Annotated in this window: 17 protein-coding genes; 9 read left to right on the top strand and 8 right to left on the bottom strand. The window is 63.3% G+C overall.

Annotation, left to right across the window (positions count from 1 at the left end; all coding sequences use genetic code 11):
• Nucleotides 1-121: 121 nt before the first annotated feature.
• Nucleotides 122-2,341, bottom strand: coding sequence for an alpha-galactosidase (locus HGI30_RS05135; RefSeq protein ID WP_168906659.1), 2,220 nt, complete (start codon nucleotides 2,339-2,341; stop codon nucleotides 122-124).
• A 249-nt stretch (nucleotides 2,342-2,590) separates the two neighbouring features.
• Between HGI30_RS05135 and HGI30_RS05130 the strand changes: the two genes are divergently transcribed.
• Both HGI30_RS05130 and HGI30_RS05125 read left to right on the top strand, forming a co-directional pair.
• Entirely contained in the window at nucleotides 2,591-3,208 is a 618-nt protein-coding gene (locus tag HGI30_RS05130) for an NUDIX hydrolase (protein WP_168906658.1), read from the top strand.
• A 969-nt stretch (nucleotides 3,209-4,177) separates the two neighbouring features.
• A complete protein-coding gene (locus HGI30_RS05125) occupies nucleotides 4,178-5,407 on the top strand; it encodes an MFS transporter (RefSeq protein ID WP_168906657.1) in 1,230 nt (409 codons plus the stop codon).
• Nucleotides 5,408-5,667: 260 nt separating this feature from the next.
• Here HGI30_RS05125 and HGI30_RS05120 read toward each other — a convergent pair whose 3' ends face one another.
• The 4 genes from HGI30_RS05120 to HGI30_RS05105 all read right to left on the bottom strand — a co-directional run bounded on the left by HGI30_RS05120 (nucleotide 5,668) and on the right by HGI30_RS05105 (nucleotide 9,893).
• Nucleotides 5,668-6,582 (bottom strand): IS3 family transposase, encoded by a 915-nt coding sequence (locus HGI30_RS05120; RefSeq protein WP_235680407.1) that lies wholly within the window; start codon nucleotides 6,580-6,582, stop codon nucleotides 5,668-5,670.
• Complete coding sequence (locus HGI30_RS05115) at nucleotides 6,561-6,920, bottom strand: transposase (protein WP_168906656.1); 360 nt, start codon at nucleotides 6,918-6,920, stop codon at nucleotides 6,561-6,563. Before HGI30_RS05115 ends, HGI30_RS05120 begins: the two co-directional genes overlap by 22 nt.
• Before the next feature lie 620 nt (nucleotides 6,921-7,540).
• The gene (locus HGI30_RS05110; protein WP_168906655.1) at nucleotides 7,541-8,776 is read right to left on the bottom strand and encodes an MFS transporter; all 1,236 of its coding nucleotides are present in this window, start codon (nucleotides 8,774-8,776) and stop codon (nucleotides 7,541-7,543) included.
• A gap of 43 nt (nucleotides 8,777-8,819) precedes the next feature.
• Entirely contained in the window at nucleotides 8,820-9,893 is a 1,074-nt protein-coding gene (locus tag HGI30_RS05105) for a lactonase family protein (protein WP_168906654.1), read from the bottom strand.
• A 266-nt stretch (nucleotides 9,894-10,159) separates the two neighbouring features.
• On the opposite strand from HGI30_RS05105, the gene HGI30_RS05100 reads away from it, so the two are divergent.
• Nucleotides 10,160-10,663: an SH3 domain-containing protein gene (locus HGI30_RS05100; RefSeq protein WP_168906653.1), complete on the top strand. Its 504-nt coding sequence runs from the start codon at nucleotides 10,160-10,162 to the stop codon at nucleotides 10,661-10,663.
• Nucleotides 10,660-11,349, top strand: coding sequence for an AIM24 family protein (locus HGI30_RS05095; RefSeq protein WP_168906652.1), 690 nt, complete (start codon nucleotides 10,660-10,662; stop codon nucleotides 11,347-11,349). The genes HGI30_RS05100 and HGI30_RS05095 overlap by 4 nt, the downstream gene beginning before the upstream one ends.
• A gap of 34 nt (nucleotides 11,350-11,383) precedes the next feature.
• Here HGI30_RS05095 and HGI30_RS05090 read toward each other — a convergent pair whose 3' ends face one another.
• Nucleotides 11,384-12,292, bottom strand: coding sequence for an AraC family transcriptional regulator (locus tag HGI30_RS05090; protein ID WP_168906651.1), 909 nt, complete (start codon nucleotides 12,290-12,292; stop codon nucleotides 11,384-11,386).
• Between the two features lie 146 nt (nucleotides 12,293-12,438).
• Here HGI30_RS05090 and HGI30_RS05085 point away from each other — a divergent pair, with 146 nt between their 5' ends.
• Nucleotides 12,439-13,497 carry a Gfo/Idh/MocA family protein gene (locus HGI30_RS05085; RefSeq protein ID WP_168906650.1) on the top strand — a complete coding sequence of 353 codons (1,059 nt, stop codon included), beginning with the start codon at nucleotides 12,439-12,441 and terminating at the stop codon, nucleotides 13,495-13,497.
• The gene (locus HGI30_RS05080; protein ID WP_168906649.1) at nucleotides 13,494-14,351 is read left to right on the top strand and encodes a sugar phosphate isomerase/epimerase family protein; all 858 of its coding nucleotides are present in this window, start codon (nucleotides 13,494-13,496) and stop codon (nucleotides 14,349-14,351) included. The genes HGI30_RS05085 and HGI30_RS05080 overlap by 4 nt, the downstream gene beginning before the upstream one ends.
• 83 nt (nucleotides 14,352-14,434) lie before the next feature.
• Here HGI30_RS05080 and HGI30_RS05075 read toward each other — a convergent pair whose 3' ends face one another.
• Nucleotides 14,435-16,120, bottom strand: a complete 1,686-nt coding sequence (locus tag HGI30_RS05075; RefSeq protein ID WP_168906648.1) for an ATP-binding protein — start codon at nucleotides 16,118-16,120, stop codon at nucleotides 14,435-14,437.
• Between the two features lie 171 nt (nucleotides 16,121-16,291).
• Here HGI30_RS05075 and HGI30_RS05070 point away from each other — a divergent pair, with 171 nt between their 5' ends.
• Nucleotides 16,292-16,639 (top strand): hypothetical protein, encoded by a 348-nt coding sequence (locus HGI30_RS05070; protein ID WP_168906647.1) that lies wholly within the window; start codon nucleotides 16,292-16,294, stop codon nucleotides 16,637-16,639.
• 78 nt (nucleotides 16,640-16,717) lie between these two features.
• Here the strand turns inward: HGI30_RS05070 and HGI30_RS05065 are convergent, their stop codons facing one another.
• The gene (locus HGI30_RS05065) at nucleotides 16,718-17,920 is read right to left on the bottom strand and encodes an AI-2E family transporter (RefSeq protein WP_328805244.1); all 1,203 of its coding nucleotides are present in this window, start codon (nucleotides 17,918-17,920) and stop codon (nucleotides 16,718-16,720) included.
• A 370-nt stretch (nucleotides 17,921-18,290) separates the two neighbouring features.
• Here HGI30_RS05065 and acnA point away from each other — a divergent pair, with 370 nt between their 5' ends.
• Together acnA and HGI30_RS05055 are read left to right on the top strand one after the other, a co-directional pair.
• On the top strand, nucleotides 18,291-21,005 hold the full coding sequence (gene acnA / locus HGI30_RS05060; RefSeq protein ID WP_168906646.1) for an aconitate hydratase AcnA: 2,715 nt from the start codon (nucleotides 18,291-18,293) through the stop codon (nucleotides 21,003-21,005).
• Between the two features lie 74 nt (nucleotides 21,006-21,079).
• The gene (locus HGI30_RS05055; protein ID WP_168906645.1) at nucleotides 21,080-21,661 is read left to right on the top strand and encodes a putative glycolipid-binding domain-containing protein; all 582 of its coding nucleotides are present in this window, start codon (nucleotides 21,080-21,082) and stop codon (nucleotides 21,659-21,661) included.
• Nucleotides 21,662-21,800: the final 139 nt, after the last annotated feature.

Raw genomic sequence — 21,800 nt, 5'->3', positions numbered from 1 at the left:
CGGCATGACTGCCGGTTCGGGGAACATCGCTTCCCCGCGCCTGTATGCGGGTCATTACCCGCAGCGCGGAGAGATGAAACGGGCGAGGAGAAATGAAACGGGTGAAAAGAAATGAAGCAGGCTAGGCGCGCAGCCGCCAGACGCGGCTTTGGAAGTCGCCCGGAAGGTCTGGCAGCGCGAGGCCGGCATGCAGCAGCACGTCGCCGCCTGCGCGGAACGGCTCGGCCGCGCCGGGGCCGGCCAGGTCGATCTCGGCCACCTCGTAGTCGAGGGCCGGGTCGAGGCCGCGCAGCTTCAGCCACCCGATCGGCGGATTCGGCTGAGCCAGCACGCGGAAATGGAACGCGATCGCTTCGCGGCGGTCCGGCGAGACGATCATCCAGGCGGCGTCCTCTCCTTCGAACGGGCTCAGCAGCCGGTACAGGTCGCCGAACTGGACGAGGCTCCGAATTTCCTTGTAAAAGGCGACCTGCGCCGCAGCCAGCGCCGCTTCTTCCTCGCTGAACCGGGTCAGGTCCAGCTCATAGCCGAAATTGCCGCTCATCGCGACGTCACCGCGCATCTTGAGGCTCGTCATGCGGCCGACCTGATGGTTCGGCGCAGCGGAGACATGGGCGCCCATCGAGCTGATCGGATAGACGAGGCTCGTGCCGTACTGGATGCGCAGCCGGCTGACGGCATCGGTATTGTCGCTCGTCCACGTCTGCGGCATGTAGTAGAGCATGCCGGGGTCGAAGCGTCCGCCGCCGCCGGAGCAGCTTTCGAACAGCACATGCGGGAACTTCGACGTGATGCGATCCAGCACCCGGTAGAGGCCGAGCATGTAGCGATGCGCCGTCTCGCGCTGACGCTCCGGCGGCAGCGCGGCGGAGCCGATTTCCGTCATGTTGCGGTTCATGTCCCATTTGACGTAGGTGATCGGCGCACTGGACAGCACGCTTTCGATCTGCTCGGCGATCGCATCGGCGACCTCCTCGCGGGAGAAGTCGAGGATCAGCTGCTGACGCCCCTCGCTGCGGCGGCGTCCCGGCACATGCAGGCACCAGTCCGGATGCTGGCGGTACAGGTCGCTGTCCGGCGACACCATCTCCGGCTCGAACCAAAGGCCGAACTGCAGCCCTTCCGCGCGCACGCGCTCCGCCAGGTCGTTCATCCCCTCCGGCAGCTTGTTCGGATCGACCTTCCAGTCGCCGAGGGAGCTGTCGTCGCGGTCGCGCCGGCCGAACCAGCCGTCGTCGAGCACGAAAAGCTCGATGCCGAGCTTGCCGCCCTCGCGGGCGATCGCGGCGATCTTGTCGGCGGTGAAATCGAAGTACGTCGCTTCCCAGTTGTTGACGAGCACCGGACGCTCCTTGTCCCGGAACGGTCCCCGGCACAGGCGCGACCGGTAGAGCCGATGATACGTCCTCGACATGCCGCCGAGTCCGTCGGCCGAGTAGACGAGCACGCATTCCGGCGTCTGGAATTCCGCTCCCGGCTCCAGATGCCACGAGAAGCCGTCCGGATGGATGCCGAGCTGCGCGCGCGCCATGCCGTACTGCTCCGTCTCGACGCGGGCCAGGAAGCTGCCGCTGTAGACGAGGCTGAAGCCGTAGGCGTCGCCTTGCTCCTCGTCGGCCCGGCGTCCGAGCAGCGCGATGAACGGATTGTGGTTGTGGCTGCTCGACCCGCGGCGGCTGCCGACCGACTGGATGCCCGGCTGCAGCGGCGCGCGGCTGATGCCCCGCTCCATCGGCCAGCGTCCGTCCAGATGCAGGAAGTCGTAGTCCGACGTCTTGAAGTCGACGCTTGCGCTCAGCGCCGCCTCCAGCTCCAGCGGCTCGCTGCCGCCGTTCGCGAAGCGGACCGAGCGGGCGATCGCGGCATGCTCTTCGAACACGGTATAGGAAAGGATGACGGCGAGCCCGCTGTACGCATCGCGCAGCGTCAGCTCGAGCGTGAGCGCCTCGTCGTCCGATTCGGCGTATACCGCCGGCAGGCCCGCGAGCTCGGGCTTGCCGGCCAGGATGCGGTGGCTCTCGTAGACGGCTTCCGTGACGGAAGTGCCGTCGGCGAGCCGCGCCTCGTAGGCCGGCGCGCGGAAGTCGCCCGCGCCATGGGCCGGATATTCCTGCGGCAGCGTGTCCAGCGACAGCTCCGGCCGCTCCCGGAGCAGCGTCGGGGAGAACGAAGGACGTCCCCGGAACGCCGTCGCGAGCTGCGGCGAGGCTCCTGCGAGCCTCGGGCCCCAGTAGACATGGGCGGGATAGCTTCCTTCTATGAGTTCGATGACGTAGCTGACCGCGCCTCCTTGCAGATGGAACAGGCGGCGGGCGGCGTCGTAATGGATCGCGGCTTTCATCGGACATCTTCCTTTCGCAGCGGTTTTCGGCACTCCTTCTTCCTGTCGAAGAGAAGGACCTCCGATCATTCTCCTCATTATCGGCCTTTCCAAGCAGCCGCGTCCATGAGCAAAACGCTCTCGCATATGGACAATTGTCGTTTCGTGCGCCGATTTTCTGATAAGGGCAGGAATTGTTCGCCTCGACGGGAATAAAGCCAAGAGAAAGGTCCGGCGCTGCGCCGGACCTACAAAAGGAGGCGACCGCGAGTGGAGCCGAAATGGCTGGCGTGGGCAAGGGAGATGCAGGCGATCGCGCAGACCGGCCTTGCTTATGGCAAGGACGTCTATGACGTGGAGCGCTTCGAGCAGCTGAGGGCGCTGAGCGTGAGGATCATGAGCGAGCATACGGGCGCGGGAGAGTCGGACATCGTCCTCAGCTTCGCGTCCGAAGAGGGACACGCGACGCCGAAGGTCGACGTGAGGGGCGTCGTTTTCCGCGAGGGGAAGCTGCTGCTCGTGCGCGAGAAATCCGACGGCCTCTGGTGCCTGCCAGGCGGCTGGGCCGAGATCGGCCTTTCCCCGAAGGAGAACGTCGTCAAGGAAATCCGCGAGGAGAGCGGCTTCGACACGCGGGCGGTCCGCCTGCTCGCCGTGCTGGACCGGCTCAAGCAGGGCCATCCTCCGGATGCGCGCCACATCTACAAGCTGTTCATCCTGTGCGAGATTACGGGCGGCGACGCGGGCGGCGGAGTCGAGACGAGCGAGGCCGCCTTCTTCGGCGAGAGCGAGCTTCCTCCGCTGTCGCTCGGACGCAATACGCCCGTCCAGCTCGCCCTCATGTTCGACTTTCTGCGCAATCCGGAAAAGCCGGCGCTCCTCGATTAGACGGGCCCGGCTTTTTGGCGGAGAGCGGTGCAGCGGACCCGTCTCAGCGCCCGGCGCAGGGCGACGCTCGGCGTGCGGGGCTGGAGCCGCAGGCGGCGCTGGCCGTGCGGGGCTGGAGCCGCAGGCGGCTCGACGCTTCATGGAGTCGCCCGACGTCAACGCCGATGCTAACGACTCCTCTAACGCTTAAAGCACCTTTTTCCACCGTTCGGGCAAGCTAACGACGTGTCAGACGCTTAAAACCGCCAATCGCCTCTATTTCCTCGTTTTCCCCCTTCTTTGTCCCGTTTAAGCTCGCCACGCATCGTTAGAATTTCAGGCTCCGCCATTCTAGCCTTGTAACGATTTGATTCGTCGTTCGTCCTTCACTCGTGCGCTCCCTCCCCATTTGCCTTCAGCGTGCGACTGAATAATTGGGTTTCTTTTTCATATCCATCCTCCCTTTTCTACCCTAGCATTTCCCTCCCGCCTCGCTCCGACCTACCTGCCCAAACTGCCTTCCCCTCTCCCCTTGTCCGTTCCCTAGAAAAGACGCTCCGGCAGCTCGTCCAGCCAAAGGCTTCGTCGGAGCGTGAATAGACCCCTCTATGCTTGCCTAATCGGTCTTTCCTTGAAGACTCAAGTCCCCTGCACATGTTAAGTCCGTTCCATTCAGTTCGAAAGCTCCGACCCCGCCTCAGCTTACTCCTCAGATCCACGTTTCAGGCCGCGCCTGGCTTACCAGTTACTATCATCGAATATAAACCTCTGGCCCCGCCTACGCTTGCCCGTTTCATCCGACATTCGGCAGAGCGCCGATAGACGACTCCCCTGCACGCCGCTGCCTTTGAGGCAAGCGCTTGCTTTTCCCCCGGATGCTGCTCCTCCCTTTTCAACCGAAAGGAATCTGCTATACTGTCGGAAGCTGATATCAAAAAGCAAGCTGCATGCCTCTCCTACACTCAAGTACAGAAAGAAGGACCTCTCCCAATGCAACCTGTTCAGCCAGCCGATGCGTCGCTGCCTCGCGGCGGCAAGGATCGCTTTCCGCTCTCCCTTTACTCCCTGACCGCCGGAGCCTTCGCCATCGGCATGACGGAATTCGTCATCATGGGCCTGCTGCCCGAGGTGGCGGCCGATCTCGGCGTCAGCGTGCCGAAGGCGGGCAACCTCATCACCGGCTACGCTCTCGGCGTCGGCATCGGCGCTCCCGTGCTCGCGCTCGCAACCGCCCGCTTTCCCAAAAAGCTGCTGCTCTCGCTGCTCATGGTGCTCTTCATCGCCGGCAACGCCGCCGCAGCGCTCGCCCCGACCTACGGCATCCTGCTCGCGTCCCGAATCTTCACCTCGCTGGCGCATGGCACGTTCTTCGGCATCGGAGCGGTGTACGCCTCCAGCCTCGTCTCCTCCCAGCGCAAGGCCGGTGCTGTATCGGTCATGATGGCGGGTCTGACGATCGCCAACATCCTCGGGGTGCCGTTCGGGACGTTCATCGGCCAGGAGCTCGGCTGGCGGATGTCGTTCGTGGCCGTCGCCGTCATGGGCGTCGTCACCTTGATCGGCCTGATCGTACTTATTCCTTCGGTAAAACAAGAAGAGGACACGAGCCCAGCCCGCCAGATCCGTGCCCTGATGCAGCCGAAGCTCGGGCTCGCGCTGCTCACCGGCGCGATGGGCTGCTGCAGCCTGTTCGCGCTGTTCAGCTACATCAAGCCGCTGCTGACCGACGTGACGGGCTTGTCCGAAGGCGTCGTCCCGTGGGTGCTCGTGCTGTTCGGCTGCGGCGTGACGCTCGGCAACATGCTCGGCGGCAAGCTCGCGGACCGCGCTCTCATCCCCACCGTCATCGGCTCGTTCCTGGCGCAAGCGCTGCTGCTCGCCCTGCTCGGCCTCGTCGACACGACGCCGCCGCTGGCGCTCGCCGTCGTCTTCCTGTGGGGCGCGGCTTCGTTCGCCCCGATGCCGGCGCTGCAGGTGCGCATCATGACGCTTGCCAAGGACGCGCCGGCGCTCGCTTCCACGTCCAACCACGCCGTGCTCAACTTCGGCAACGCGTTCGGCGCCTTTTTCGGCGGCTGGATCGTCGTCCGCTTCGAGCTCTCCTCGGGCGCCTACGATTACAGCGTGCTTCCGTGGGCGGCAGCGGCGTTCTCGCTGCTCGGCCTGCTGCTCGCCTGCCTGATGCTGGCGTGGGACCGCCGCGGCAAGAGCGTCTCGTAAAGGAAAAGCTCGACGCTAGGGACAGGGCCAAGCGCGCAGCTCCGCCCTGGCTGTTCAGGCCAGCCGGTTGTTCCGACTGGCCTTTTGCTTTCGGGCCGAAAGCAAAAAGGGTCTGTCCCAAAGGTCATCACGGATGACCGGGGACAGACCCTTTTGCTTCCCGAACCGAAGGAGCGCGGTTCAGCCCCCTAATTGTGGAGACTAGACCCCTTCATCAGGGTGTCTCTCTGTATACCTTCTTTTTTGGCCTTCATGCTCGGTCAGACAGCACGCTGGAATCGGGTAAGATCCGGTTTTTGCTCGGAGACCCACGCCATGAAGTCTGCGGGGGAGCGTCGTGCCAGGCTCCCATGCATCTTGCGGTTGTTGTAAAAATCCATAAACTCCTCCACCGCATGGAAGGCTTCATCGAATGTCTCGAACTGTTCCTTGCGCAGCACCCAATGCTCCAGCGTGGCATGAAAGGACTCTATGTACGCATTCATGTTCGGCGTCTTGGGCGGGATGCGTTCGTGGACAAATCCTGCCTGCTGCGCAAGCTCTCCAAAGGCGCGGCTCACGAATTGAGGTCCATTGTCCGTACGAATAATCGGCATGGCTGCGCCTGGGGCAATTCGCTGTTCTAGCGCACGCTTCACCATGCTGCACACCGACTTGGCGCTGCAGCTGGAGCCCAGATGGTAGCCCACAATCGTACGGTCAAACACATCAATCATATCCGCAAGGAAGAAAAATTGGCCGTAGCCAGCCACGTAGCCATATTTAATATCCAGCTGCCACAGCTGGTTGGATCCGGTAATGGTATGGTTTCGCGCCAACCGCCGGGGATGCTGCACTTGCTTTTTTCGTTGGGAATGAAGCACGCCGAGCTCTTGGCAGAACCGGTACGCCTTTTTCTTGTTGATGACAAGGTTGTATTGGCTGCGCAGGCAGTCCGTCAGCATGGAATAGCCGTAGCCGTGCTCTTCGCCGGAAACAAGCTCGAGCAGCCATTCTTTGACCTGCTCGTTGCAGATTGGCTTTCCGGATCGGGTGAGGGTGAAGGAGGAGCAGGGACGCCCGACAGAGACTGGAGCTGGCCGGTCCGAATCGATCCGGCTCCGACGGCTATAGTACGTCGAGCTGGAGACACCGGAGGTGCGAAGAACAGGAGCTACCGCGTGTCCCTGCTCGATGAATGATTCGGCGACGGCAAGCCGTTCATCGAGGCAGGGCGGGTCTTTTTTACAAGTTCCTGCAGAATTTTGTTTTCCAGCTCTTTCTCGCCTAATGCCTTCAGCGCCTGATCGTATTTGGCTTCTAGCTCCGCCAGCCGCTTGGCGTCGTCGATCCGCTGGTCGATCGTCGGGAGGGCATCGTCGCCCATCTTTTCCTGGTACTCCCGCACCCAATTGCGGATGGTCTTTGGAGAAACATCATACTTCCGTGCAAGCACGCCGGTCCGGATCCCAGCCAGCGCCTCCTGAGCCACCTTGTTGCGGACTTCTTCAAAGACCTGATTCCGTTGTCTCATCGTCCTCATCACCTCTTGGATTAAGTGTACCTGATTCCCTAGGGTACCCTCCATTCCAATTAGGGGGCTTAAGAGAGCGGATCCATGTCGGATGGCAGATTTGTGCCCAGGACCTCAATTCTCGGCCCGAGTCAGCGAATCCAGGGCAGAATTCTGCCCTGGATACCAATTCTCGGATCGAACCGGCGGCTCCAAGGCACATTTGTGCCTTGGATTTCCATTTTTCGGCCCGAGTCAGCGAATCCAAGGCAGAATTCTGCCCTGGATTGCAAATTCTCGGATCGAACCGGCGGCTCCAAGGCACATTTGTGCCTTGAATATCCATTTTTCGGCCAGAGTCAGCGAATCCAAGGCAGAATTCTGCCCTGGATTGCAAATGACCCGCATCAGCAGCACTTGCCCCTGCGGAAGGCATGCCGCGCTCGCCGCCGCCAGCATCCCTATAATGGCTGCTCTTGCAGGCAGCCCATTCGGACTGCCGCTAGCAGGCACGCCATGACAACGGCGCCATGCTCCGAAATAAGCTCCGCACTGCCGTTGCGCCGAACATAGCCTGCAGCAGGAACGGCTTTCGGTCGGAAGGCGCAGCCCCTATACCGCGGGCCGCGAAAGCGCCCGGCTCAGCCCGCCTTCTGCGGCTTGCCGCCGCCGGGCATGAACAGCGCGAGCACGCCGGCGAGCGGCAGCACGCTGGTCCAGAACATCATGCTCTGCAAGCCGTACAGGTCGCCCAGCCGGCCGAGCACGACCGCGCCGAGCGCGCCCATGCCGAAAGCAAGGCCCGTAATCAAGCCCGAGGCCATGCCGACGCGGCCGGGCAGCAGCTCCTGCGCGTAGACGACGCTGACGGAGAAGCCGGACTGCAGCACGAGACCGAGCAGAGCGGCCGCCGGATACATCGCGGCCAGCGGCAGATGCGGCAGCAGCAGCGCGAACGGAGCCGCGCCGAGCAGCGACAGCAGCATCATGCGCTTCGCCCCGATCTTGTCCGAGACGATTCCCCCGAAGAAGGTGCCGACGACGCCGAAGATCATGAACAGGAACACCGGCACCTGCGCCGCCTGCTTGGTGAGGCCGTAGTCGTGGATGAGGTAGAACTGGTAGAACGTGCCGATCGCCGCCCCGTACCACGAGCGCGCGAAGACGAGCATGATGAGCAGCGCCAGCGCCAGCGCGACGAGATTTTTGCGCTTGCGCGCGTCGGCCGTCAGCTCTCCGCGCGGCACGGCCGCCCTCTTGACCGGCTTGCCATGCTCCGCCAGCTGGCGGCTGTACCACGGCACGACCTTGAGCAGGACGATGATGCCGGCCACGGCGAGCAGCGTGCCCCAGATCGCTCCCTGCTGGCCGAGCGGGATGAAGATCAGGATCGTCATGAGCGGCGCGAGCGACTGGCCGAAGTTGCCGCCGACCTGGTAGATCGACTGGGAGAAGCCTCGGCGGCCGCCGGCCGCGAAGTACACGACTCGCGAGCCCTCCGGGTGGAACACCGCCGAGCCGAGCCCGACGAACATGATGAAGAACACGAGCCAGCCGAAGCTCGGCGCGTAGGCCAGCCCGGCGATGCCGATCATGCTCATGACCATGCCGCCGACAAGCAGCCACGGGGACGGCCTCCGATCGGAGAACAGGCCGACGACGGGCTGCATGACCGAGGAGGTCATCTGCAGCGTGAAGGTCAGCCAGCCGATCTGGGTATAGCTGATCTGAAGCGTATCCTGAAAGATCGGGAACAGCGCGGGAATGACCGACTGCATCGAGTCGTTGAGCATATGGACCGCGCTGATGGCGATGAGGATCGCATAGACGGTTCCGGTGCGGGCAGCGCCGATCCGGGCCGTTTGCGAGGCGGACATGGACAGGACTTCCTTTCGGTTCGGACTGGAAAAAAGGGAAGGGCTACAAGAAGCGGATGCAGACCGGAGCGGGCACGTTCAGGACCGAATCCGTCCCTTCGAGCCGGCCTGTCTGCGGATCGCGGCGCAGCACGTTCACGCTCCCGCTGTTCTGATTGGCGGCAAGCAGCCAGCCTCCGTCCGGCGAAAGCGCGAAGTTGCGCGGGTAGCTGCCTCCAGTCGAAGCGTGCTGGATGAGCCGCAGCGTGCCGTCCTGCTCATCCGTCTCGAACACGGCGATGCTGTCATGACCGCGGTTGGACACGTACAGGAAGCAGCCGTCCGCCGACAAGTGGATGTCCGCGGCCCAGCTCTCGCCGTCGAAGCCGTCCGGCAGCGCCGACACCCGCTGCACCTGCTCCAGGCCGCCGTCCTCGCCGAGCTGCGCCACGGTCACGCAGGAGTCGAGCTCGCCGATGATGTACACGTAGGGCGAGTCTTCATGCGCCGCCACGTGGCGCGGTCCGGAGCCCGGCTCGACGCGGAAGGCCGATGTCCGCAGCAGCGAGCGTCCGTCCACCGACCGGCGATGGATGTAGACCGTGTCCGTGCCCAGATCGGCGACATAAACGAAGGGCGTGCCCGGAATCGGTCCGATGCTGTGGGCATGCGCCTTGTCCTGGCGGCTCGACATCGGTCCGAGCTCGCCTTCGTCCTGGATCACGGCCGAAGCCGGCTCTGCCAGCCGTCCCGCTGAAGTCAGCGGGAATACCGCGGCGTTGCCGCCGCTGTAGTTGGCCGCATAGAGCGAGGCTCCCTCCAGGGATATGCTGACGTAGCAAGGATGCTCGCCGTGCGTCAGCTGATGGCCGAGCGCTTCGAGCTCGCCGGTGGCGGCGTCGACCGCAAGCTCATGCACCGAGCCGCCCGGCTTGCCGCGCGTCTCGCCCGTCTCGCTGCAGGCGTATAGGACGCCCCCGCCCGGATGGACCGCCAAAAAGGAAGCCTGCTCGATGCCGGCCAGCTTTTGGAATACGTCGAGCCGCCCGCTGTCTTCGTCCAGGCGGCAGCCGTAAATCGTCGGTTCCGCCGCTTCGCCATAAGCCCCGATGTAGAAAATGCCGCTATTGTTTGCCAAACGAGTCGCCTCTTTTCCCCCGCGCCGGGGTCTATTTTTTGTGACCATACCATAATCTACCCGTCCCTACAATTCCTCTAGCCGCCGATCTCAGCGGGCGGGGATCGGGCTTCCCCCCGCATCCGCGGCCAAGCTCGCCCTTATTTTGCGATCCCGCCTGCCGCGGCGCCATTCGACTTGCTGCGGCAATCTCTTACAGAAAGGGTACACAATTGATATACTTGCAGAGAAGGTTATTTCCCGGGGAATAGGAGGAGAGGCGAACGATGAAGATCGTTGTCGACAAAAAACGGACGGGCCGACGCGCGGCGCTGACGGCGGCGGCGGCCGTCATCGTCCTGGCGGCGGCGCCGCTGCCGCAAGCCCATGCCGGCATCTGGAGCAGCCTCAAGGACATCTACGACACGCCGGCCAAGGTCGAGGAGCTGCAGAGGCAATATACGGAGTCGGTCGCGCGCCTGGAGGAGCAGCAGCGGAAGCTGCGGGAGGACTACTCGCAGAAGCAAGCCGAGCTCGAGCAGCGGCAGCAGGAGCTGATGGAGCAGAACGAGGCCTACCAAGAGCAGAACGGCCGGCTGCAGCAGCAGAATGATGCGCTCGAGGCGAAGCTCCGGCAAGCCGAGGAGCGCAGCGCCGCCGTCAAGAGAGGCATCGCCTGGTCCGTGCTCGCCCTCTCCTCGGCGTTTCTCGGCTACATCGCGGCGATCCGCATCTGGCGCTACCGGGCCTATCGCGCGCAGAGCCGCAGCGGCGGCGGGACCGCTTCGTGAGGACGTCCGTTCCGCCTCCCCACGGCTACGTGCGGATCGAGCTCGACGACGGCGAAGCGCTCCATGCGCTGCATCCCAAAGCGATCCTCGCCTACCGGGGCGCGGCTCGCGGCCGCGAGGACCGCATCATGGACGCAGGCGGTATCTACCGCAAGCGCAAGTGGGTCCGCTCCCTGCTGCGCGGTCCAAGCGAGCTGCTGCTCGGCCTCCCGCCCGGGTTCGGCCTGGAAGCCGTAGACGTCCCTGCCGGCAGCGACCTGCTGTTCGACTTTCGCCATGTCCTGTTCTACAGCGACGGCATGGCGCTCAAGCCCCGCATCCAGAAGCTCAAGACCGCCTGGATCACCAAAGAGCTGACCCGAATGCGCTTCAGCGGTCCCGGCACCATCGGCATCCTGACCGCAGGCGGCCTCGCCCGGATCGACCTCGACGAGGAGCAGCCGCTGTTCATCGACGCCTCCGCGCTCGTCGCCTTTCCCGAGTCCGCGAGCATCCGGCTCTCCGTCTACGGCAACCCGCTCGCCTCGCAGCATATGAACGTGCAGTGGGAGCTGCGGGGAACCGGCTCGGCGCTCATCCAGACCGGCTCGTTCGACCGCTCGCTGCCGGAGCTGCTGGAAAAAGGCGGCTTCATCCGCCGCACGCTGCGCGAGCTGCTGCCGTTCGGCGGCGTGTATATCAAATAAATTTTTCGGCACCTCGTCCGCATCCTCTCCCGCTCTAGCGGGCCAGCGGGTCCGCATCCTCGGGCGCTTCCGCCGCGACGCGGCTTCGCGCCTCCGACGGGGCATAGCCCCGATAGCGCCGAAAGATGCGGCTGAAGTAGCTCAAGTCGTTGTAGCCGGCGGCCATCGCGATTTCCGCAATGGTCTTTTCGCTGCTGCGCAGCAGGTACTCGGACTTGTTGATGCGGATCCGGTTGACGTAGTCCGTCACCGTCCGGCCTGTCAGCTGGCGGAACAGCCGGCTGAAATGATAGCGGCTGAGGGAAGCTCGGGCAGCCAGCTCCTCCACCGTGATGTCCTCCGTATAATGCGCTTCGATATAGTCGAAGATCGGCTCGAACCGCGCGAGGTTGCGGAGCCGGGCCGACGACTCCTGCTCGCTCAGCCGCAGCTCCACGTAGCCGCGCAGCAGCAGCGTCAGCATCGCGTACAGCTGCGACTTGACCGACAGCTCGAAGCCGGCCTGGCGCTCGCGGAACTCCTCCGCCAGCCGGTCCAGGATCGAGGCCAGCGCCTCGTCCCCGCTGATCCGGTTGCGGAATAGGATGCGGTTCTGCGCCATCGGAGTGATGTACTTCGTCTCGGCCGCGTCGGGAGACTGGCTCTGGAGCAACGCCAGATCGGCGATGAGGATGTCGTACTCCACCTCGTCCGAGCTCAGCAGCCCCATATGGATGTCGTTGCTGTTGAACACCATCACGTCGCCGGGACCGGCGTCGAACGGCACGTGGTTGACCTCTACCCTCGCCTGCCCGGAGCGGAAACGGAGCACCTCGATATGGTTGTGCCAATGGGCCGGGAACAGGGTGGCTCCCTTGCCGGCCGCCTTCATCTTGCCATGCTTGACCGGAAAACGGGGATCCGGCATGCTCATCGGCTCCAGCAGGGACAGCGGACGTTCCATTTCTAAGACCGGCTCCTTCCTGTTGCTCTCGCGCCGCCGCACAATTGTCCTAATAGTCCGCATGATCGCCCATGCCGAACGCCCGCGCGCGCCGCTATACTTTCTCGTAGATCAAGGTTACCAAGCCAACGAGGAGTGAAGCAAGCATGAGCATTCGAATCGGCGTCATCGGAGCGGGGTCGATCTCCGAATTCCACCTGAAATCCTACAAGGCCAACGCGGATTGCGAGCTGGCCGCCGTCTGCGATCTGAACCGCGAGCGCGCGCAGGCCGCTGCGGACAAATTCGGCGCGGAGAAGGTCTACACCGACTACAAGGAGCTGCTCGCCGATCCCTCCATCGACGCGGTCAGCATCTGCACCTGGAACAACACGCATGCGGAGATCAGCATCGCGGCGCTGGAGGCCGGCAAGCATGTGCTCGTCGAGAAGCCGCTTTCCCGCAAGGTGGAGGAAGCCTATGCGGTGCAGGAAGCCGTCCGCAAGTCGGGCAAGACGCTGATGGTCGGCTTCGTGCGGCGCTACGATCCGAACGCGCTCCTGCTCCGTTCGTTCGTCGAGGGAGGCGAGTTCGGCGAGCTGTACTTCGCCAAGGCCTCGTATATCCGCCGCATGGGCAATCCGGGCGGCTGGTTCTCCGACAGCTCCCGCTCCGGCGGCGGTCCCGTCATCGACATCGGCGTGCATGTCATCGACCTGTGCTGGTACATGATGGGCCGGCCCAAGGTGCGCTCCGTCAGCGCCAACACCTACAGCAAGCTCGGCAACCGCGACAGCGTCAAGTACCTGTCCCGCTACAAGGCCGCCGACTACAACGCCGAGCTCAACGATGTCGAGGACATGGCGAACGCGCTCATCCGCTTCGACAACGGCGCTTCGCTGCTCGTCGACGTCAGCTTCTCGCTGCATGCCTCCAAGGACGAGGGCATCGTCAAGCTGTACGGCACGAAGGGCGGCTTCGAGATCGATCCCGAGGTCGTGATGGTGACCGAAAAGCACGACGCGATCCTCAACGCCTATCCGCAGACCGACAGCAAGGGGATGCAGATGGACCTCGCGTTCCGGAGCGAGATCGACCATTTCGTCGAGAGCGTCAAGACCGGCAAGGCTCCGATCAGCCCGATCGAGGACGGCGTCGAGGTCATGAAGATTCTGAGCGCGATCTACGAGTCTGCCGCCAAGGGAGCCGAGGTGACGTTCCCATGAAGATCGGACTCAGCACCTACAGCCTGTACGGCGCGCTGCAAAAAGGCGAGATGAACGTGCTCGACGTCATCGACTTCGTCGCGGAGCACGGCGGCGAGCATGTCGAGATCGTGCCGATCGGCTACATGCTGTCCGGGCATCCGGAGCTCGTCCGACAGATCGTAGACCGCGCGGCGTTCCGTGGCCTGGACATCTCCAACTATGCGATCGGAGCCAACTTCCAGGGACTTCATGGAGACGCGCTGCGTGCCGAGATCGACCGCGTGAAGCGCGAGGTCGACATCGCCCATGCGCTCGGCGCGCGCTTCATGCGGCATGACGTGGCGAGCGACGACGACCGCTCGATCCAGAATTTCAGCCGCTCCCTGCCGCGCCTGGCGGATGCCTGCCGCGAGATCGCCGACTACGCCTTCTCCGCCGGCATCACCACAAGCGTCGAGAACCACGGCTACTTCATCCAGGCGAGCGACCGCGTGCAGGCGCTCGTCTCGGCGGTGGACCGGCCGAACTTCCGCACGACGCTCGACGTCGGCAACTTCATGTGCGCGGACGAGGACTCCGTCTCGGCCGTCAAGAAGAACCTGCCGATCGCGTCGGTCGTGCACGTGAAGGACTTCTACCTTCGCCCGTCCCATCGTCCTCCGGGGGAGGGCTGGTTCCCGACCGCCTCCGGCAACTACCTGCGCGGCGCCATTGTCGGCCAAGGCGACATCGACATGCCCGAGGTCATCCGCCTCATCCGGGCATCCGGCTACGACGGCTATATTTCCATCGAGTTCGAGGGGCTGGAGGACTGCCGCTTCGGCTCGCGGGTCGGCATGGACAACGTGCGCCGGCTCTGGAACGCCGGCTGAGGCGTCCGCTGCCGCGCTTTCACTAAAAAAAGGCTTTCCCGATCCGGGCGTGAAGACGCCGGATGCGGGAAAGCCTTTTTGGTTCAGGACATGCGCGAGGCTGCGCCTTCCTCCAAGGCGGAAATGAGCGCATGAATCAAATAGAAACGCCGGACCGGCTTGATGAGCATCGTCCTCGGCTCCAGCCCCGATGCTGCCGCTCCTGCCGTCTTCGCTCCGCCGATCGGCGCCATCAGCACGAGCGGCAGGCCGCTGGCCGAAGCCCGCGCCGTCAGCTCCTTCATGGCCGGCGACGATGAGAAGCTCTCTTCGGCCAGCAGCACGTCGAAGCGCTCGCCTTCGGCCAGCAGCCGGAGCGCGTCCTGAGGCTCGGCGGAGCCGGTGACGAACACGCCCCATTTGCTCAGCTGCTTGCCGATGCTTTTCCGCAGATCCTCGCTGCCGTCGAGCAGCAGCGCCCTCTTGCCGGCGACGGGAGCATGGTTGAGCTGGACGAGCGGCGTCGGCTCCGCCCGAAGCACCAGCTCGAACGTGAAGACGCTCCCTCTCCCCGGCATGCTGTCCGCGGTCAGGCTGCCGTCCATCCGCTGCGCAAGCTGCCTGGAGATGTACAGGCCGAGTCCCGCGCCGACCTCCTGCCTGCGCTTGCCCTCATGCGGACGGCTGTATTTGTGGAACAGCTGCTCCAGCTCCTCCTCGGTCATGCCGCTGCCGGTATCGGCGACGGACAGGAACACGCGCAGATGGCCCGGCCGCTCCTCCAGGCGCTCCGACCGGATATGCACCGTAATGCTGCCCGATTCCGTGAACTTGATCGCGTTGCTGAGCAGGTTGAGGAGCACCTGGCGGATCTTGCCCGCATCTCCGTACAGGAGAGGCAGCTCCTCCTCGGCCTCGATCAGCAGCTCGAGTCCCTTGGCCAGCGCCTGCGAGGCGAACAGAAAGACGCTGTCCTCGACGATCGAGAGCAGATCGATCGGAAACACTTCCAGGCTGACCTCGCCGTCGCTGAGCTTGCTGTAGTCCAGAATATTGTCCAGCAGCTGCAGCAAGTTGCGGTTGCTGTCCTCCATGAAGCGGAGATAGAAGTCCTGCTCCTCGGTCGTGCCGCTCTGCTGCATGAGATCGGTCATGCCGATCGTGCCGTTGAGCGAATTGCGAATCTCGTGGCTGAGCATGGCCAGCAGGTCGGAGCTCTGCGTCAGCCTGGCCTGAGCGCTGCGATGCCGCTCCCGCAGCCGCTTCAGCCGCTGCTCGGCCTGCTTGCGGCGCTGCTGCAGCTTCTCGCTGCGAATCCGCTCGCGCTCATGCTCCCGCTCCAGGTTGATCGTATAGGACAAGAAGACGGACATGGAATGCAGCGTGCGCAGCTCCCAGTCGCTGACCGGATAGCCCGGGTCGTCCATCGCGCAGAGCGTGCCGTACAGCGTGCCGTCGGCGAGCAGGATCGGCACGCCGACGAACGAGCGGTCGCCCAGCGCGTCCGTGACCGCCATGGCGGAGGCGGAGGCATGTCTGCGCGTGCTAGGGATGACGACGGCTCCGCCGCGGCGGTTGGGGACAAGGCTGCAATAAGCTTCGGGGAGCGGCAGCTGCGTGCCGGCCGCGACGAGAGGCTCCGTGCGGTTGAACGCCCGGAGGATATGGTTCGTCCGTCCGTCGTTGACGGCGATGAACAACGTATTCAGCGAAAGAAGCCGTGACAGCAGATCGAGAATGTGATCGGCGGCCTCATTGAACGTCTCGATCGTGGAAAGCTCTCTGCTCATTCTTCACCGGCTTTCTTTTATCTCATTAAGGATTAGTCCATTATACCAGAGCCGGAGGAGGGAGCGCTACGGCGGCCGCGAAAGCAGCCCGACCATGCTTCCCAAAAGCGCCATGCTATGCTATGATATGAAAGCGTTATCAACATTCTTGATTTGCAAGGGGGAAACGGAATGGAGAACGTGCCATTAAAGGACCGAAACGTGTATGAGGACTTTGATGTCGAAACGGACATTCTGTACTACAGGCTCGGCAGCTCGGGCCTCGTCAGCTTCCACGGCAGCAACTACAACATAAAAAAGAAACTGTCTGCCGACCAGATCGAACGCCTGCGGAGCGGCCCCTTCTACCCGGTCAACTCCGCCTGCTACGTCAACACCGCCCTCATCAGCGACATCGCAGACAACACGATCTACTTCGGCAGCAAAGGACCCGAAGCCAAGCGCGTGCCGATCTCCCGCTGGAAAGCGTACCTGCTGCGCAGCCACCTGAGCCGCATGCACAGCCCTACCGCGCAGTAGCAGGCTCGCTGTCTCCGGCCTCTGAGAAAATGAAAAGACGTTCAGCGCCAGTCGGCTGAGCGTCTTTTTTTCATGGCATCATGGGAGCAGGTCCGAGTCCCGCTTGACGCCGAGAATCTTGTATTCCGGCTCGGGGCCGTACAGCTTGGAGTTGACCATGAACCATTTGAACAGATGCGTGACGAATACCTTGAGCACGGCGTAGCCGGGTACGGCGAGGATGATGCCGAGGATGCCGAACAGCTTGCCCGAGGTCAGGATGACGAAGATGATCGTGATCGGATGGATCTTCAGCGTCTTGCCCATCACTTGCGGCGAGATGAACTTGCCCTCGATCAGCTGCACGATCGTCCAGACGGCGATCATCTTGAGCAGCATGATCGGCGAGGTGAACGCCGCCACGACCAGCGCGGGCGTAATGGCGATCGCCGGGCCGATGTACGGCACGACGGCCGTGCACGCGGCGACGATCGCCAGGATGAGCGAGTATTCGAGTCCGATGATGAGATAGCCGATGTACAGCAGGCAGCCGATGCAGATGCTGACGATGATCTGGCCGCGGATGTACGAGCTGATCTGATCGTTGGACTCGCTCAGCACGCGCTTCGTCTCGGGGCGCAGTCCCGTCGGCAGCAGCTTGAGAATGAACTCCGGCAGCTTGCGGCCGTCCTTGAGCATGTAGAACAGGATGAACGGCAGCGTCACGAGCGCGAGCACGAACTCCGTCACGGTGCCGAGGAAGCCGCCGATGTTGGTCAGCGTCGTCTGCACGATCGCGCCGGCGCGTTGGGACAGCTCCCGCGCGATCTGCTGCGGGTCGAAGTTGAACTCATTCTGGAGCTCCGTCAACGTATCGTTGCCGAGGTATTTCGCGAACGTATCCTGCACGTATTTCGTATAGGCGGGCACGTTTTCGATCAGCCCTTGGACCTGTTCCCGCACGACCGGCACGACGATCGTTATCAGCAGCGTCAGCAGGCCGAGGATGACGACATAGAGCGCCGCGATGATCCATCCCCGCTTCATGCCTCTCTTCTCCATCCAGTCGACGAGCGGATTGAGCAGATAATAGGCGACGCCGGCCAGCAGCAGCGGCAGCAGGACCGTCTTCATGAGGACGATCAGCGGCGCGAAGACGAACGTGATATGCGCCAGGATATAGACGTTGACGCTGACCAGAAGCAGGACGAGCAGAAAGAGGACGAACTTGTTGTTGATGAAAAAGGTGCGGAATCGATTGAAGCGCGCTTCTTCCTGGCGCTCCTGCTGGATTTGGTCCAAAAAGCTCCCTCCCGTTATGCCAAGTATTGCTGTTCCCCACATCATAATCATCCGGCCCTGCAACTGCAAATACTAAGCGGGCCATGACGCTCTCATACGTATGGAAAAGCCGTCTGGATTCAGCTTTCATCCCTTTACGAATCCGCTTTGTTCCGTTTATAATAAGGTAAAGCGGTTTTTGAAATGAAGTTTTACTGTGTGAAACCATGCCTGACCGATGCCTGTATTGCCGGCAGGTTCATGCGCCGGCGCTTCGTCATGCCCGGCCGGCCGCGTTTCACGCACCTGCCCGGAGTCGCCACCCGACGCTCCCGCAGCCCACACTTTCGTTTCAACAATTGCAAATCCGCCTGAGGGGAGCATAAGCCTGATGCCATTGCAGAACCAGTATTCTGTCCGTTCCACGCTGGAAGTCGGCGGCAAGTCGTACACGTACTACCGCCTGGAAGGCCTGGAAGAAAAGGGACACGGATCCATCTCCAAGCTGCCTGTCTCCATGAAAGTCCTGCTCGAGGGCGCCATCCGCCAGTTCGACGGCCGCGGCATTACCGCCGACCACGTCAAGCAGCTCATGAACTGGGCCGAGAAGCGCGAGGACAAGGAGATTCCATTCATTCCTGCGCGCATCGTGCTGCAGGATCTCACCGGCGTGCCGGTCGTCGTCGACCTGGCCGCCATGCGCGAGACCGTCAAGAAAAACGGCGGAGATCCGAAGAAGATCAACCCGCTCGTGCCGGTCGACCTCGTCATCGACCACTCCGTCATGGTCGACGCGTTCGGCTCGCCGGACGCGCTTGAGATCAACCAGCGCATCGAGTTCGAGCGCAACGCCGAGCGCTACAAGTTCTTCCGCTGGGCGCAGACCGCGTTCGACAACTTCCGCGCCGTGCCGCCGGATACGGGCATCGTCCACCAGGTCAACCTGGAGTACCTCGCTTCCGTAGCCGCGACCAAGGTCATCGACGGCGAGACGGTCGTCTTCCCGGATTCCCTCGTCGGCACCGACTCCCACACGACGATGATCAACGGCCTGGGCGTCGTCGGCTGGGGCGTCGGCGGCATCGAGGCGGAAGCCGGCATGCTCGGCCAGCCGCTGTACTTCGTCGCTCCTGAAGTCATCGGCTTCAAGCTGACGGGCATGCTCGCCGAAGGCGCGACCGCGACCGACCTGGCGCTGACCGTCACCGAAATTCTCCGCAAGCGCGGCGTCGTCGGCAAGTTCGTCGAGTTCTTCGGCCCTGGCCTGTCCAACATCAGCCTGCCGGACCGCGCGACGGTCGCCAACATGGCTCCGGAATACGGCGCTACGGTCGGCTTCTTCCCGGTCGACGCGATCACGCTGAACTTCCTCCGCCAGACGGGCCGCACCGAGGAGCAGATCGAGCTCGTCGAAGCGTACTACAAGGCGCAAGGCATGTTCCGCACCGACGATACGCCGGATCCGTCGTTCACGGACGTCATCGAGCTCGACCTGTCCACGATCGTGCCTTCCCTGGCCGGTCCGAAGCGTCCGCAGGACCGCATCGAGCTGACCGCCATGAAGGAAGCATGGAGCAACACGGTCCGCACTCCGGTCGACAAGGGCGGCTACGGCCTCTCCGACGTCAAGATCGAAGAAGTCGTCGAAGTGAAGCACAACAACGGCAAAGTCAGTCAGATGGGCACGGGCGCGGTCGTTCTCGCCGCCATCACGAGCTGCACGAACACGTCCAACCCGAGCGTCATGCTGGGCGCTGGCCTCGTCGCTAAAAAAGCGGTGGAAAAAGGACTCGTGAAGCCGGAATACGTCAAGAGCTCCCTGACGCCGGGATCGCTCGTCGTCACCGACTACCTGACGAAGTCCGGCCTGCTGCCTTACCTGGAGAAGCTCGGCTTCTACGTGGCCGGCTACGGCTGCGCGACGTGCATCGGCAACTCCGGCCCGCTGCCTGACGAGATCAGCCAGGCGATCGCCGACAACGACATGACCGTCGCGGCCGTCCTGTCCGGCAACCGGAACTTCGAAGGCCGCATCCATGCCCAGATCAAGGCGAACTACCTGGCGTCCCCGCCGCTCGTCGTCGCCTATGCCCTGGCCGGCACGGTCAACATCGACTTCGCGAACGAGCCGATCGGCCACGATCAGCAAGGCGAGCCGGTCTACCTGCGCGACATCTGGCCTTCCTCCGAGGAAATCGCCAATGCCGCCAGCGCCGCGATCACGCCGCAGATGTTCCGCGACAAGTACGACAACGTCTACACGCACAACGAGCGCTGGAACCAGATTCCGGTGCCGGAAGGCGAGCTGTACGCATGGGATGAGGACTCCACCTACATCGCCAACCCGCCGTTCTTCGAGAACCTGGCCGACGGCATCCGCGACGTCGCGGACATCAAGCATGCCAAGACGCTGCTGCTGATGGGCGACTCCGTGACGACGGACCACATCTCCCCGGCCGGCAGCATCCGCGCCGACTATCCGGGCGGCAAGTACCTGCTCGAGCACGGCGTGGAGAAGAAGGACTTCAACTCCTACGGCTCCCGTCGCGGCCATCACGAGGTCATGGTGCGCGGCACGTTCGCGAACATCCGCATCCGCAACCAGGTCGCTCCGGGCACCGAGGGCAGCTTCACGACCTACCTGCCTACCGATGAAGTGACGTCCGTCTACGAAGGCTCGATGAAGTACCAAGCCGACAAGACGAATCTGATCGTCATCGGCGGCAAGGAATACGGCACCGGCAGCTCCCGCGACTGGGCCGCCAAGGGCACGTTCCTGCTCGGCGTGAAAGCCGTCATCACCGAGAGCTTCGAGCGGATCCACCGCGCGAACCTCGTCGGCATGGGCGTCCTGCCGCTCTGCTTCCAGGAAGGCCAAGGCTGGAAGACGCTCGGCATCACCGGCCGCGAGACGTTCGACATCGAGGGTCTGACGAACGACGTGAAGCCAGGCGACAAAGTGACCGTCACCGCGACGCGCGAGGACGGAAGCAGCTTCCAGTTCCAGGTTACGGTACGTCTGGACTCCCTCGTGGAGGTCGACTACTACCGCAACGGCGGCATCCTGCAGACCGTTCTGCGCCAGATGCTCAGCGAGCAGAAGTAAGATTTTTCCCTATCCGCGCCGGAAGCATTCGCTTCCGGCGCTTTTTCAATTCTCTGGAGGAGGCAACGAAAACGATGAGGAACAACAGCAATCTGGATCTGGTGGAAGAGCGAGTCTGGAGGAGGCGGGACCTCCCTTGCCTGGAGCACTTCCGGCTGTCGCGGACCGACAGCGGATTCAGGCTGGACGGTACGGTCGCCGGCATCATCGACGGCAGAGCGCTGAGCGCGACGTACTCGGTCCGCTGCGATGAGAGCTGGCATACGCGCGAGGTCGAGGTGCTCCTGGAATCAGGAGGGGAGCCGCGCCGCCTGAAGCTGTCGGTAGACAAGGAGCAGCGCTGGCGGAGCGGCGGACGGGAGCTCCCGGAGCTCGCGGGCATCGTCGACGTCGACTTCGAGCTGACGCCGGCGACGAACACGCTGCCGATCCGCCGGCTGCGGCTGGAGCCGGGACAAGCTGCGACCGTGCGCGCCGCATGGATTCGCCTTCCTTTGCTGGAGGTGCAGCCTTTGGAGCAGAGCTACGAGCGGATCGGGGTCAGCAGCTACCGCTACCGCAGCTCCTCGTTCGCTACCGATCTGGAGACGGACCCGCACGGCGTCGTGATTCGGTACGGGGACCTGTGGGCCGAAGCGGGAGAAGCTGGAGCTTGACCTTGCTTTTGACGGCGATAGGAGCATCGTTCCGGAGGAGTCAGCTCGAGCCGGCAGGCTTGCGGAACCACGCCGCCAGCAGCTCGGATGAGCCGAAGCTGCCTTCCTCCGGGTCGCACTCCTTCATCGGCAACCCTCT

The organism is Paenibacillus albicereus, assembly GCF_012676905.1.
Classification (GTDB): Bacteria; Bacillota; Bacilli; order Paenibacillales; family Paenibacillaceae; genus Paenibacillus_O; species Paenibacillus_O albicereus.
This window is presented reverse-complemented; position numbering and strand designations above follow the sequence as displayed.

Excerpts from the sequence above, each read along its gene's own strand:
- HGI30_RS05135 (WP_168906659.1), bottom strand. The coding sequence starts at position 2,341 with ATGAAAGCCGCGATCCATTACGACGCCGCCCGCCGCCTGTTCCATCTG.
- HGI30_RS05125 (WP_168906657.1), top strand. The coding sequence starts at position 4,178 with ATGCAACCTGTTCAGCCAGCCGATGCGTCGCTGCCTCGCGGCGGCAAG.
- HGI30_RS05115 (WP_168906656.1), bottom strand. The coding sequence starts at position 6,920 with ATGAGACAACGGAATCAGGTCTTTGAAGAAGTCCGCAACAAGGTGGCT.
- HGI30_RS05110 (WP_168906655.1), bottom strand. The coding sequence starts at position 8,776 with ATGTCCGCCTCGCAAACGGCCCGGATCGGCGCTGCCCGCACCGGAACC.
- HGI30_RS05100 (WP_168906653.1), top strand. The coding sequence starts at position 10,160 with ATGAAGATCGTTGTCGACAAAAAACGGACGGGCCGACGCGCGGCGCTG.
- HGI30_RS05090 (WP_168906651.1), bottom strand. The coding sequence starts at position 12,292 with ATGGAACGTCCGCTGTCCCTGCTGGAGCCGATGAGCATGCCGGATCCC.
- HGI30_RS05085 (WP_168906650.1), top strand. The coding sequence starts at position 12,439 with ATGAGCATTCGAATCGGCGTCATCGGAGCGGGGTCGATCTCCGAATTC.
- HGI30_RS05080 (WP_168906649.1), top strand. The coding sequence starts at position 13,494 with ATGAAGATCGGACTCAGCACCTACAGCCTGTACGGCGCGCTGCAAAAA.
- HGI30_RS05075 (WP_168906648.1), bottom strand. The coding sequence starts at position 16,120 with ATGAGCAGAGAGCTTTCCACGATCGAGACGTTCAATGAGGCCGCCGAT.
- HGI30_RS05070 (WP_168906647.1), top strand. The coding sequence starts at position 16,292 with ATGGAGAACGTGCCATTAAAGGACCGAAACGTGTATGAGGACTTTGAT.
- acnA (WP_168906646.1), top strand. The coding sequence starts at position 18,291 with ATGCCATTGCAGAACCAGTATTCTGTCCGTTCCACGCTGGAAGTCGGC.
- HGI30_RS05055 (WP_168906645.1), top strand. The coding sequence starts at position 21,080 with ATGAGGAACAACAGCAATCTGGATCTGGTGGAAGAGCGAGTCTGGAGG.